The sequence below is a fragment of the Stenotrophomonas sp. CFBP8994 genome, assembly GCF_034044835.1.
In the GTDB taxonomy this organism is placed as follows: Bacteria; Pseudomonadota; Gammaproteobacteria; order Xanthomonadales; family Xanthomonadaceae; genus Stenotrophomonas; species Stenotrophomonas rhizophila_A.
On sequence record NZ_JAXCWT010000001.1, the window covers coordinates 548,433 to 562,027 of the forward strand.

Below are 13,595 nucleotides of genomic sequence, written 5' to 3' on the forward strand. Positions count from 1 at the left end.
CCCCATTTACACAGCAGTGGGGGCCGCCAGGCGCTGCTGAACGTCGTCGCGCAGCTTGGCCAGTTCCACCTCGGCCTGCTGGCGTTGCTGCATGCCTTCGCGGTGGATGGTGCGGACTTCTTCCACGGTGGCGATGAGCTGCTCGTGGGTGTGGCGCAGGGTCGCCACGTCGATCACTGCACGCTGGTTCGCCTTGGCGGTGTCCACCGAGGTCTGCCGCATCAGGTCTGCGTTACGCCGCATCAGTTCGTTGGTGGCGTCATCGATCGTGTTGGACAGTTCCGCCGCACGCTTCTGCTCGCTCAACGAGAGCTGGATCGCGAACTGGCGCTTCCACGACGGAATGGTGATGTCGCGGACGGTGTTGAATTTCTCGATCAGCTGGATCGCATTGGCCTGGATCAGGCGGATCATCGGCAGCGACTGATCGGCCGCATGCTGCATCACCACCAGGTCGCCCACCCGCTTGTCGAGCAGCCGGATCGCGTTGTCCAGCTCGCCCTGGCGGATGCGCACCTGCGGATCTTCACTGCCGGCACCGGCCAGCTGTTCACTGCGCAGGCTGGCCAGCCGCTGCTTGCCGGCGGCGATGTGCAGGCCCAGTGCGTGACGTTCGTCGCGCACGATCTCGTGCATGCGGTCGAACTCGCCCACACGCTGGCCCATCAGTGCCTGCTGGCTGCCGACATCGCCGAGCAGCTGCTCGATCTGGCGGTTGGTGTCGCTGAACTTCTGCACCAGCTCGCCCTTGGAGGCGCGCAGCTTGTCGATCAGTCCCCCGATCACCGGCACCTTCGAACGCTGGGTGAGGCCATCCAGGTTGAGCGTGCGCGCAATGCGCACCACTTCGCCCAGCTTGTCGCCACTGGCGTCCAGGTCGCGGTTGCGCACCTGGTCAAGCAGCTGGCTGGAGAACGCGGCGGTCTTGGCCGCCGCTTCGCGCCCGAACACCTGCAGGTTGCCCGGACGGATGTCCTCCAGGCTGCGGCCGATTTCCGCGATGCGCGGCAGGTCGTCAGCTACCAGCCCGAGGGCCTGCAGGGTGGCGTCGTCGACGGCGGCCGGTGCCACGGCAAGCGCGGTGCTGTCCTGCGGGTCCTGGGTCATGGCGTGATCTCCTTGAAGGGGGTCAATCGGGTATGAGGGTCAGTCGAGTCTAGCCTGCGCCGACGCCAACTCGGCGGTGATCTGTGCCTGCAGCTGCGCGGCCTGCTGGTTGCGCTGCTGCTGGTCACCGGCGCGGCGCGCCAGTACCGCCTGCCGCCAGGCCGGCAACAACGTTTCGGTGATGCGCTGGCTGCGCGCCAGCAGGGCACTGTCCTGTTCGAACAACAGCTGCCACTGCCCCGCTTCGAGCTGCCGCACGGCGGCCAGCCGGCGCAGGTGGTCCACGCGCTGGACCAGTACCGGTTGCAGCTGTGCGGGCAGCGTGGACAGCTGTGCCGCGCCGGCATCCGCCCACCGCTGGATGGCCCGTGCCGCATCGAGCGCGGTGGCCTGCGCGGTGGGATAGCTGCTGCTCTGTTCCCGCAGCGCCTGCGCTGCCACGTCGGTCTGGGCCACCAAGACGCCAAGGCGCGACTGCCATTCCTGCGCGTCCAGCTCGCCTTCAACGTCGCGGCCAAGCAGACGCCCCCACCAGCCAGTCTGCCGGCGCACGCCACCGGGCGCGGTCGATTGCAGCACCAGTGCCAGTTGCGCCAACAGGTCCAGCAATGGGTGTGCTGCCCGTGCGGCTGCCGGGGGCGCTGAATCCCGCTGTCCCACTGCGGCCACCACCGCTTCTCCCCAATGCGCCAGATCGGCGGCATCGGGAGCCGGTGCTGTCGGCAGGGGCCAGCCCGCACTCATGCGTGCGCGTCGTCCGCAGCGGCCGCGTCACGCGGTGGCCATGCCGATTCGCCGTAGAAATGGCGCATCAGCGCCTCATCCAGCGCGCGCTCTTCAGGCGTGCTGGCGCGGCGTACGCGCGGACGTGCGGCCGGTGCCGGCTCGCGCTCGGCCTGCTGGCGCACCCAGCTGGCCAACAACGCCAGCGTCTCGCCGGTGCGGGCCTGCTGCGCATTGGACTGGCCAAGCAACTGCAGCAATGGCGCAAGGCCCTGCTGCAGCCCTTTCGACAGGGGTTCGGCAAGGGGCGCCTCGGCGGGCACGGCCGCAGGGGCCACGCTGGCGGCGTGGGCCTGGGCCAGCCGGTCCAGCGCGGCCAGCAGCGCGGGCCACGGTGCGGGTTCTTCCTCCACCGCCGCCGCCGGGGCAGCGCTGGGCTGCAGCGCACTGGCGATATCGGCCAGCTGCGCCACCACCCGGCCGCCCACATCGGCGTCGCCGGCGCCCATGGCCTTGTTGCGCAGAAAATCGCGCTTGATCTGGGCCCAGCGCTGCTGTTCTTCGTCGCCCTGCATCCCGCGCAGCTCAGCCAGCTTGAGCAGGTTCTCTTCCGCACCGGTGGTAAGCAGCTGGGCCTCGCCCAGGTAGTGATCGGAGACCAGCTGCTGCAGCTCGGCGTCGTTCATCACCGGCGAGATCTTCTCGGCCAGCTTGTTCATGTTGCGGTAACTGCCCTGCAGGCGGAACGGCGGTTCGGTACGGTAGCGATCGTCCTGCGCGGCACTGGCGATGTACTGCTGGTTGACCCGGTACACCACGTCGCGCACGCGCAGCATGCGCTGCAGGGTGGCGACGATCTCGTTGATCTCCGCACCGCTGTAGGCGTGGCTGAGCGCGTTGGTCGAGACCTCCTTGCCTGCAGCCCGCTCGGCAAGCAGGTACAGGTCGGCCATGTCGCGGGTAGCCAGCGGGGCCAGCACCGGGTTGGAGGTCAGGCTGTTCTCGATGTAGCTCAGGGTGAAAGCATCTTCCATGCCGCCCAGCACATCGCCCAGGTTGTAGATATCGGCGCGGTTGGCCAGCATGTCCGGGATCTTGAACACTTCGCCGGACTCGGTGTACGGGTTGCCGGCCATCACCACGCAGAACTTCTTGCCGCGCATGTCGTAGGTGCGGGTGCGCCCGCGCCACACGCCTTCGATGCGGCGGGTGCCGTCGCACAGGGAAATGAACTTCTGCAGGAACTCCGGATGGGTGTGCTGGATGTCGTCGACATACAACATGGTGTTGTTGCCCATCTCCAGCGCCAGGTTGAGCTTTTCCAGTTCCTGCCGCGACGTGGCGTCCGGCGCCTGGGCCGGATCCAGCGAACGCACTTCATGCCCCAGCGCGGGGCCATTGATCTTCATGAAGACCAGGCCCAGCCGGTGCGCCACGTACTCCATCAAGGTGGTTTTACCGTAGCCGGGCGGCGAGATCATCATCAGCAGGCCCATCAGGTCGCTGCGCTTGTTCTCGCCGACGGTGCCCATCTGCTTGGCGAGGTTGTCGCCGATCACGCCCAGGTACACATCGTTGATCAGCTTGTTGCGCACGAACGACGACAGCGGCCGTGCCTTGAATTCAGACAGGCGCAGGGCATCGCGCTCGCGGCCGATGATGCGCTGGCGCACGCCCTGGTAGGCATGGAACGCCGGCACGAACACCTGCAGGTGGTCGCGCAGGCGGGCCAGGAAGTCATCCAGCGACAGCAGCAGGCGCCCCTTCTGCACGCGCGCGTGCTCGCCCAGCAGGCCGTCAACCTGTACCAGCAGCGCCACGTCGCTGGGCCGGGTACGCAACGTGCGCGCAACCAGCAGCAGCGCCGCCGCTTCATCGGCATAGGCGAGGTGGTCGGTGAACGCAGGCAGCTGGCACAACGCGCGCAGCCACTGCCCGGCCAGTGCCCAGCGCGCCGCCAGGCCATCCTGTTCGCGCTGCAGGGCACGGTCGAAGGCCTCGCGCTGGCCGGCGGCCTGCAGCTGCTGGCCCAGTGCATCCAGCAGCGCCTGCGCATGACGGCTGGTACTGAACACCGGCTCGCCGGCGCCCAGTTCCGCGGCGAGATACGCAGCCGCGGCCTGCACCTGGACCGGGTCGAACGGCAGCTTGCGCTCTTCGACGAAGCCGGACAGCGCAGCGTCGATGTCGGCCAGCAGCGCCAGCTGGCCTTCGCGTGACCCGAACAGGCGCGCGATCGCATCGGCACCGGCCTGTCGTGCAGCCCACTGCATGACATCGTCGCGGCGTTGCTGCGCGGACCAGAACAGCATTGCCAACGCGCGGGCGCGTGGCGCGTACCGCAGGGTTCCTGCAGCCTGCTGCAGCGGCAGCAGTGCGTGCAGGATCAGGCTGGCGTCGTGGTCATGGATGCCGCGCTCGTACCCTTCGCGGTAACGCGGGGCGGCGAAGTCGCGCACGATCCGTTCCAGCGCGTCGGGCTCGGCGGCACTGCGCTGCAGGGTGGCCAACTCAAGGCCGTCGCGGCCTTCCATCGCCGCCTGCAGCAGGCTGCCGGCCAGGTACTCGCCCCGATACAGCTGCGCCGATTCGGACTCCAGCCCGACCTGCCAGTATGCCTTCAGGCCGGCCAGCTCCGGGTCGTGCAGTGTCTCCAGGAAGTCGGTGCCGGTCAGGTGGATGGCCAACTCATCCCCGCGCGGCAGCAGGGTCAGGTCCAGCGCCTGGGTGTTGACGCTGAAGCGGTGGCGCGGGCCCAGCCGGACCACGTTGCCCCCCTCCTCGAACAATTCGGTACGGTCGCGCAGCGCGCGCACGGCCTGGTCGCGCACGCCCTTCAGGCGCGCTTCGACATCGTCGGCCTTGACGCTGTCGCGCAGCTCGCGCAGGCGCCCGGCCAACTCGCGCAGCTTGAGCACCAGCGCGTCGCCGGCGAAGAAGGCGTTGAGCTCGTCGGCACTGGCAAAGCGCTCGGTGCGCTTGGCCAGGCCATCGAGGATGCGGGTGGCGGCGTCCAGCACCGAACGTGCCTTGCGCTGGCGCTCGTCCTGCAGCGCCTGCTTGTGCGTTTCGAAGGCTTCGATCAGTTCTTCGCGCTTGGCCAGGATGTCGCCCAGGAACTGCTCGTGCTCGCCGAACTGGCTTTCCAGTTCTTCCAGCTGCACCAGCAGGCGCGACATCTGCTCGTCGGCCCGCTCCGGGTCGGTGGCCATGGCCAGCGCGCTGGTGATGGCCTGGGAGAACAGCGCGAACTGCGCGGCGAACTGCGCCACCGCCTCGGCCGACCCCAGCGTGCGCCGACGCTGTTCGGCGCGCACCCGGCTCTGGTTGAGCCGCGCGTACACCGCGGAGATGGATTCCACCACGCGGGTGCGTGCGCTGGCGTCATCCACCTTCAACCCGGCCATCAGCGTCGAGAGCATGTCCAGGTCGGCCGCCATCGCACGCATGCCAGCCAGCTGCTCGTCCAGCACGCGGGCGCTCTCGGCCTGCTGGGCCGCTTCGTCCAGCACCTGCAGGCGCGCGCCCAGCGGCGCCAGTGCCTGCTCGCCGCCCAGGAACTGGCCGGTGGCCGTACCGATACGATCGTGGGCCTCCTGCAGGGCGGCGGTCATCGCATCGATCACATCGGTGTCGATGTAACGGTAATCGCGGATGGTCAACAGGTGGCCACGCTGGGTGGAGATCGCGTTCAGCGCCTCCACGAAGGCCTGCACTTCGGTCCAGTTCTCCGGCTGCAGGCGGGCCAGCAGGGCCTTCTGGCCGGCCTGCGCCTGGGCCATGGCCTGCGCCGACTGCTGCCGGATCGACTGTACCTTTTCGTACTCGTCCAGCACCGACTCACCGGTGGCACTGATCTCGCGCAGCAGGCCGGCGGCCCCGTCGCACTGCGCGTCGTCCAGCCAGTGGTGGGCGTCGAACAGCCGCCGGGTGTCCTGCACCAGGCGCTGGTAGCGCTGCACCGACACATCCTGGCCTTCGATGGTGCGGGCCAGGTCGAACAGGTTGGAAATGCCGCGCACCAGTTCGGCATTGCCGATCCGGCCCATGAAGGTGTTGCCGGGTGGCCGACTCGCGGCGAACTCGTCGCTGCTGAAGGGGGTCTGCCACACCTGCATCGGGTGGATGCGGGTGGGCTCGGTGCCTTCGGCATGGAACAGCACCATCCGCCCATCGTGCAGGAAGGCGTAGCCGTGGCCGAACACCGGCGTCTGCAGCACGCGCTGGATGGTGTTGTACACGAACAGCGCCGAGCGCCCGCCTTCACGCTCATAGAAGATGTACAGCACATCTTCGCCGTTCGGCGAGCGGATGGCGCGCTTGAACTGCATGCCCTGCATGGCCGCGTCGAACGCCTTGTGCTCGCCGCTCTGCAGGTAGTATCCGCCAGGGAAGATGATGCCGTGGTCTTCGGGCAGCTGCACGCAGGCCTGCACGATCGCATCGTTGCGCGTGATCGTGCCGGTGAGTGTGTTGTAGATCAGCCCGCGCCAGGTGGTTTCGCGGTACGGCAACACTTTCAGCAGCACCAGCGAACCGACCCGGACGAAATCGAACTGCGCGTCATCCAGTGACTGGGTGCTGTCGTCGACCGGTTCGCTGTAGATGCCCTGCCCGCTTTCGGTGTTGTTCTCCACCTTGATGGTGAGGTCGCCACCGGTGGTCTCGACGAACAGGGTATCGAGGATGTTCAGGTGCGAATGGCGGCCACTGACCGCCATGTCGCGGGTGGCCCGGGTCCATTCGAAATCGAACGGTGGCGGCAACGCGATATCGCGTTCGCCGCGGGCGTCCAGATAGGTCAGCGCGCCATCGCGGGCGACCGCCCAGCGGAACACGCGCACATCGGTGCTGCGCTCGCCGATCTGGAACGACGCCAGCAGCTTGTCGCCAACCTTGATCAGCTGCAGCAGGCGCGCGTGCTTGTAGTACGCATACAGTTCGCCGAAGTCGTGCACGAAGGCGGCCTGCGCCAGGAAGCTGCCCTTGGCTTCCACCGGCACCACGTCGTAGCCCTCGCCCGCCTGTACCAGCCGGTACAGCCCGAACACGTCTTCCACGCGGGTCTGGGTCTTCAGCCCCAGGAAAACGTTGTAACCGAACAGCAGCAGGTCGGGGCCGACCTGCACGATGTCGCGGCCCACGCAGTTGTTCTCGCTGCGGATGCGAAAGCGGCCGGTGACCTCCAGGCGGCTGTCGCCGAATTCGGCCAGGCGCTGCTGGTTGAGCGCATCGGCCAGGCCGCGCAGGCGGCCGCCCTGGTCACCCAACCGGCGGCGCAGCACTTCATAGGCACCCCCTTGGGCAACGGCCTGGTCGACGGTGGTGGTGGCTTCCGGCGGCGACGGCTCGGGACGTTGGGCGGTATCAGACATCGGCTTCCTTCCGGCTCACGGACAACCGGCCGGACAGGCCGGCCAGTGAGAGGGCGTCGACGGCGCGCGCGCGGCGCGCCATCGGGGGCTCAGCGGGCGTCGACCACGGTGGCCGACACGGTTTCGACCTCGGCCAGGTGCTGGTCTTCGATCTTGCGCGGGCTGTCCTCGCGCGGCGCGACCCCCAGGTAGCGCTGCATGAGGTCCTGCACGATCGGGCTCTTGCCGGCCAGCCCTTCGATCGACTTGCCCAGCGACACCGCCTTGATCAGGTTCTCGAACATGCCACCGTCGCCCCCTACCAGGTCGATGTCGGCATTGCGCAGCGCGCTGGCGATGACGCCGGCGTTCTCGCGCGAGACTTCCTTGCCCGCTTCGATCGAGGCCAGGGCCTGCTTGAGGCTGTTGTCGAGCATCATGCGGAACTCTTCGTGGCCGCGCGCGGTGTCGCTCAGCGACGCGATGGCCTCGAACTTGCGCACCAGGCCTTCGGCCTCGGCCAGCAGCTTCTTCTGCACCACGCCCGCTTCGGCGCCGCCCACCGATTCGGTGGCGCTGGCGCGGGCACGACCCATCTGCTCTTCGCCCTGGGCCTGCGCCTGCAGGGTCTCGGCCAGCACGCGGGCGTCGTTGGTGCCCTGCTTGAGGCTCGCTTCGGCCTTGGCCTCGATCACGCGGGCCTCGGCGATACCCACCTTTTCGATGGCCAGCGCGGACGCTTCACGCACCTGCGCTTCGGCCAGGCCCGGTGCGGCCTGTTCGGCGCGGGTACCGTCGGCCAGCAGGCGCTTGGCTTCGGCCTGCTTGCCTGCGGCTTCGTGTTCGGCCTGGGCCAGCGTGGTGATCTCCACCGCGCGGTGCTTGGCCGAGGTCTCGGCCGCCTGGGCTTCCTTGACCTGGCGCACCATCAGTTCCTGCGCCTTGGCTTCGGCCTCCAGGATCAGCACCTGCTTCTGGCGATCGGCCTCGGAGACTTCACGCACTTCCTTGATGCGCTCTTCTTCCTGCGCCACGGTCTTGTCGATGGCGATGCGCTCACGGGTGATGTTGGCCACGTCCATCTTGCCGGACTCGACCACCTTGTCCCGCTCCACGCCCTGCAGCTGCACTTCGCGCTGGGTGGTGACCTGTTCCAGCTGGCGCGCACGTTCGACCCGTTCGGCTTCGATGGCGACGGCGCGCTGGCGGTTCTGTTCGGCCACCTCGACCTCGCGCATGCGGTTCTGCTCGCGGATTTCGATGACTTCCTGCGCTTCGATGCGGGCCTGCTCGGACAACTGGCGCTGCTCTTCCTGCACCTTCGCGGTTTCCGCCTGCTCGCGGGCCTGGATGGTTTCAATCTCGCGCTTCTGGCGGGCTTCGGCTTCGGCCTGCTGGCGCTCCAGCGCCAGCAGCGCTTCACGCGCTTCCACGTTTTTCTTGGTGATGGCGAGCTTTTCGTTCTGTTCCAGCTCGTTGGTCACCACGTTCTGCGCGGCGGTGAGCTCGGTGATCTTGCGGATGCCCTGCGCGTCCAGGATGTTGTTCTGGTCCAGCAGCAGCTTGGGGGTCTGCTCCAGGTAATCGATGGCGACGTCTTCCAGCGCATAGCCGTTGAGGTCGTTGCCGATCACCGCGATGATCTCGTCGCGGAACTCCTGGCGCTTCTCGAACAGTTCGGTGAACTCGAACTTCTTGCCCACCGTCTTCAGCGCTTCGGAGAACTTGGCATTGAACAGTTCATCGACCGCATGCTTGTCCGAGGCGCGGTCGGCGCCGATGGCCTTGGCCACGCGCAGCACATCGGCCTGGGTTTCATTGACCCGCAGGTAGAACGCCACCGCGATGTCGGCGCGCATGTTGTCGCGGCAGATCAGGCCTTCCTTGCCACGGCGGTCGATCTGCAGGGTGATCAGGCTGATCCGCATCAGCTCGGCGCGGTACAGCACGGGAATGATCAGGGCGCCGGTGAAATGCACCTTGGGCTGGGCGCTCATGTCGTTGACGATCAGGGCCACGCCCTGGTCCACCTTGCGGTAGAACGCCTTGAACAGGCCGGCCAGGCCAAGCATCAGCACCAGCAGGGCGCCCACCCCGATCAGGAAGGGGGCCATGGTCGCAAAACTCATCGGTGGATCTCCTTATCGCCCGGAATCAGGCTGTCTTGGAACGAAAGCGCGGGGTGCCCGTGTTCACGGGCCACCAGGTAGTGGTTGGTCTCGGGCAGGTAGTCGAGCAGGACGATGCGCTCGCCGCGCGGCAGCGGCACGCCGTCGCGCACGCGCACCTGCAGGATCAGTCCGGCACCGCCGTCGTCGACGGTGGCATGGCCGGCCTCGCCGGTGACCTGCGGCGAGGCGACCACCCCGACCCGGCCGAGCAGCGACCGCTGCGGCACCGGGCGCAGCCGCAGGAGCAGGCGACGGATCGGGCGCAGCAGCCAGGCAGTGACCGGTACCGCCGGCACCAGCGCCAACACCGCAGTGGCGCTGCCGGCCAGCCAGCGCATCGGCGCCGGCAGCGGCTGCAGCAGGAAGAGGTGGACGAAATAGGTGGCGGTCCAGCCGAAGAAGGCCAGCAGCGCGATCACCAGCATGACCGGGGCGCCGCCGAGGCCAAGCCGGGCGAACATGCCGGAAAGGCCGTGCAGGCCGTCATCGCCCAGCTCAAGGTCCACGCCGTCGCCGCCGATGCCGTCGTCCACCACCCCACAGGCGGCCAACAGCCAATAGACCATGGCGAACGCCAGCACGATGCTGTAAGGCAACGTGGGAAACGTAAGCGCGACAGTGAGAAATTCCGCCATTCCACTACTTCCCTGCATCGGTGCCGCCCCCGCGGCGTCCTGCAGGAGACACTCCGGCCTCCCGCGACTACGCGCCGGGCTGGCCGCGTCCTGTCCTGTCGATGCTACGTGAAATCGGCGGATACGCACATAGGCGTTTCCGACGCAGAAGGTCTCCCGACCAACGGTCGGGAGCTACCGCGGATTGGCGCCTGAGCGCTAATCCGCTTCGTGACAGTCCGCGCGGCGGACTTCTTCGACGAACTTGCGCATCTTGTAGCCGTCCTTGATGCCCGGCTCGCTTTCAATACCGCTGGAGACGTCCACGCCCCACGGCAGGGTGGCCACGATGGCGTCGAACACGTTGTCCGGGGTGATGCCGCCGGCCAGCAGGAACGGGCGGTGCAGGCCGGTCGGCAGGCGGGTCCAGTCGAAGGCCACGCCGGTGCCGCCACCGCCCCCCGGGGCGTGGCTGTCGAACAGGAAGCCGGCCGCGCTGGGGTAGCGCAGCTGCAGCTGGCGGGCGTTGACCTCTTCACGCCCACCCATCGCCACCGCCTTCAGGTACGGCATGTTGAAGCTGCGGCAGAACGATTCGTCTTCGTCGCCGTGGAACTGCAGCAGGGTCGGCCGCACGGTGCGCAGCACTTCACGCACTTCTTCCTTGGTGTTGTCGCGGAACAGCGCGACCACGTCGACCATCGGCGCGATCGCCTGGCGCATGGCGCGGGCTTCGGCCGGGGCGACGCGGCGCTTGCTTTCCCGGGCGAAGATGAAGCCGACCGCATCCACGCCCAGTTCGCCGGCCAGGCGCACGTCGCCGGCGCGGGTCATGCCGCAGAACTTGATGCGGGTGCGGTAGAAAGAGCGGCTCATAGGGTGACCTCGGCGGGCAGGTGCCAGTTGTCGGGGTACAACGGGCCAACGAATACAAGGCCCTGCGGCGGTGCGGTCGGGCCGGCCACGGTGCGGTCCTGGCCGGCCAGCAGCTCGGCCATCCACGACACCGGCTTTTCCCCACAGCCAATCAGGATCAATGAACCGACGATATTGCGCACCATGTGATGAAGGAATGCATTGGCCTGAACGCAGACCTCCACGATCTCGCCCTGCCGGGTCACGCTGATCGCCTGCAGCTCGCGGCGGGCGTGCAGCGCCTCGCACTGGGCGCTGCGGAAGGCACTGAAGTCGTTCTCGCCGAGCAGGGCCTGCCCGGCCTGGTGCATCAGCGCGGCATCGAGCGGCCGGCGCTCCCAGCTCAGGGTCTGCCGGTGCAGTGCCGGGCGGATCTGCCGGTTGAGCAGCCGGTAGCGGTACCGCCGGGCGCGGGCAGAGAAGCGGGCGTGGAAGTCGTCGGCCACCGGTACGCACCAGCGCACCGCGATCGAGCGTGGCAGCCGGGTGGTGGTGCCCAGGGTCCAGCCGCGCGGGTCACGCGCCACATCGGTCTCGAAGTGCACCACCTGGCATTCGCCGTGCACGCCTGCATCGGTGCGCCCGGCACAGACCACCTGGATCGGCGCAGCGGCCACCGATGAAAGGGCGTCCTGCAGGCTGGCCTGCACGCTGGGGCAGCCGCTCTCACCGAGCTGCTGCCAGCCCTTGAACTCGCTGCCGTCGTATTCCACGCCCAATGCGTAGCGCATGTTCAGGACTTCACTTCAAATGCGGGAGGGCGGCCGACGCGGATCATCCGAGCCGCGACAGCAGCTCGTGCGCCTGCTGCTGGCTGTGCGGGTCGCCCGCCTGGGCAACCTCCATCAGCAGGATGCGGGCGGTTTCCGCATCGCCCAGGTCGAGGTAGGCGATGGCCAGCTCAAGGCGGTCGCGACCGGGTGCACCAAGCGGGGCCGGGTCGTGGTGGACCGGCGCGGGTGCTTCGGCCGCCACAGCAGCGTCTTCCGGGAATTCGAACACGCCACGATAGGACGGCTGCGCCGCGGCTTCGAGTGCATGCGGCGGGACGACGTCTTCGGCGGCAACCGGTGCGGCCGGCACCACCGGGGGGGCAACCGTCTCCTCGACGTCGTGCACCGGGCGGCCCGGCTGCGGCTCCAGGGTGAACACCGGCTCGCGTCGCCCCGCGTCGAGCACATCCGGCTCGGCCAGCACGTAATCCGGCGCATCGCCCAGGTCGGGTTCGTCAGCGGCCACGTCCTGCTGGGCCGCCAGTTCGTCCACGTAATCGGCGGCGGGAACGGCAGCGGCCAGGCTGGCTGCATCCAGTCCCTCGCGGCGCAGCGGCGGCAGCGGCGACGGCTTGCGCCGACGCGCCACGGCCCAACCGGCCACGATCAGCAGCAGCACCGCCAACCCCAGCCAGGCCCAGCCGCCACTGCCCGCTTCGCGCGTGGCCGGGGCTTCGCCCAGGCGCTGCTGCGCGGCGGCCAGGTCCGTGTCTTTCATGGCAATCAGCGAGGCCTGCTGCTGCTTGAGCTTCTCCAGTTCGGCCACGCGGTTGCGCAGCTCCTGGATCTCGGCATCGCGGGTAGCCACGTCTTCCTTGGCCTGCCGCAGTTGTTCGTTGCCCAGCATGTCACCCTCGCTGCCGGCAGCGGTGCCGGTGGTTGTACCTGCGTTGTTGTCGGTAGCGGCGACCGCGGGGGCGATCTCCAGGCGTCCACCTGCGGCGGCTGCGGTGGCCGCAGGTGCAGGCGCCGCCGTGGCGGCCGGCGCGGCGGCAACGCCACTGGCGACCGGCTGCGGAATGGCCGAGCGCGACTGGCGCCATTGCGCCGCGTGCTCGCGCACCATGGCGGCGGCCTGGGCGGCATCGACCGGAGCGTCGGTACCGGCGCTGCGCAGCACCGCGCCCTGCTTGAGCAGGTTCACGTTGCCACGGATGAAGGCATCGGGATTGGCACGCAACAGGGCGATCATTGCCTGGTCGCGGCTGATGCCCTGCTCGCGGGCCACGCTGCCGGCAATCTGCGACAGGGTCTGGCCGCGCTGCACGGTGATGCTGCCGTCGGCGGCGGTGGCCGCTGGCGCCGCGGACGGAGCGGAGCGCGATGGGGCGGCGGCCCGTGCGGGAACAGGTGCGGTGCGCGACGGCGTGGGCTCGGCCTGCGCTACCGGCGCCTGCACTGGTGCAGGTTCGGGCTCGCGCACGATCGCGTTGGACATCGCGCCGGCCGGCGCGACGATCTCCGGTTCGGCCACGGCCAACGCACTTTCCGGCGAATCGACCAGCGCCGAGTACTCGCGGACCAGGCGGCCCTGCCCCCAGTCGGCTTCAATCAGGAAGTTGAGCGACGGCGTGGTCACCGGCGCCTGCGAGCTCACCCGCACCACGGCACGGCCGTTGGCGTCGCGGGTCAGTTCGAACTGCAGCTCGCTCACCAGCCCGGTCGGGCGGTCCAGCCCGACACGCGCGAAGGTCACCGGCGAGGCCAGCGCAACGCGCAGGTTCTCGAGCTCGGCCGGATCGGCCGAAATGACCGGGATCTCCGCCAGCAGGGGTTGCCCGGGCTTGGACAGCACCCGGATGTCGCCGAGCCCGAGGGCCATGGCGGAGCTGCTGGCCAGGGCCAGCAGCAGGGTCGAGACATACTTGAGCGGGCGCGATGCGCCCGGAACCCGGTTCTTCATGCGGGCAATATAGCGATTCCCGACCAATACAGCCA

At 68.5% G+C, this 13,595-nt stretch carries 8 protein-coding genes; all 8 read right to left on the reverse strand.

Features of this window, described 5'->3' with window-relative positions; translation table 11 throughout:
- Positions 1-6: 6 nt before the first annotated feature.
- A complete protein-coding gene (locus SOM39_RS02675; protein ID WP_095363463.1) occupies positions 7-1,107 on the reverse strand; it encodes a toxic anion resistance protein in 1,101 nt (366 codons plus the stop codon).
- 39 nt (positions 1,108-1,146) lie between these two features.
- On the reverse strand, positions 1,147-1,851 hold the full coding sequence (locus SOM39_RS02680; protein ID WP_320457397.1) for a hypothetical protein: 705 nt from the start codon (positions 1,849-1,851) through the stop codon (positions 1,147-1,149).
- Entirely contained in the window at positions 1,848-7,205 is a 5,358-nt protein-coding gene (locus SOM39_RS02685) for a DNA repair ATPase (protein ID WP_095363465.1), read from the reverse strand. Before SOM39_RS02685 ends, SOM39_RS02680 begins: the two co-directional genes overlap by 4 nt.
- An 89-nt stretch (positions 7,206-7,294) precedes the next feature.
- Positions 7,295-9,313, reverse strand: a complete 2,019-nt coding sequence (locus SOM39_RS02690; RefSeq protein ID WP_068853444.1) for a hypothetical protein — start codon at positions 9,311-9,313, stop codon at positions 7,295-7,297.
- Positions 9,310-9,990 (reverse strand): hypothetical protein, encoded by a 681-nt coding sequence (locus SOM39_RS02695; protein WP_095363466.1) that lies wholly within the window; start codon positions 9,988-9,990, stop codon positions 9,310-9,312. Before SOM39_RS02695 ends, SOM39_RS02690 begins: the two co-directional genes overlap by 4 nt.
- A gap of 198 nt (positions 9,991-10,188) precedes the next feature.
- Positions 10,189-10,845, reverse strand: coding sequence for a phosphoribosylanthranilate isomerase (locus SOM39_RS02700; RefSeq protein ID WP_068853448.1), 657 nt, complete (start codon positions 10,843-10,845; stop codon positions 10,189-10,191).
- Positions 10,842-11,615 (reverse strand): tRNA pseudouridine(38-40) synthase TruA, encoded by a 774-nt coding sequence (truA, locus tag SOM39_RS02705; protein ID WP_068853450.1) that lies wholly within the window; start codon positions 11,613-11,615, stop codon positions 10,842-10,844. Before truA ends, SOM39_RS02700 begins: the two co-directional genes overlap by 4 nt.
- A gap of 43 nt (positions 11,616-11,658) precedes the next feature.
- Positions 11,659-13,560, reverse strand: a complete 1,902-nt coding sequence (locus SOM39_RS02710) for a FimV/HubP family polar landmark protein (RefSeq protein WP_320457398.1) — start codon at positions 13,558-13,560, stop codon at positions 11,659-11,661.
- Positions 13,561-13,595 lie beyond the last annotated feature (35 nt).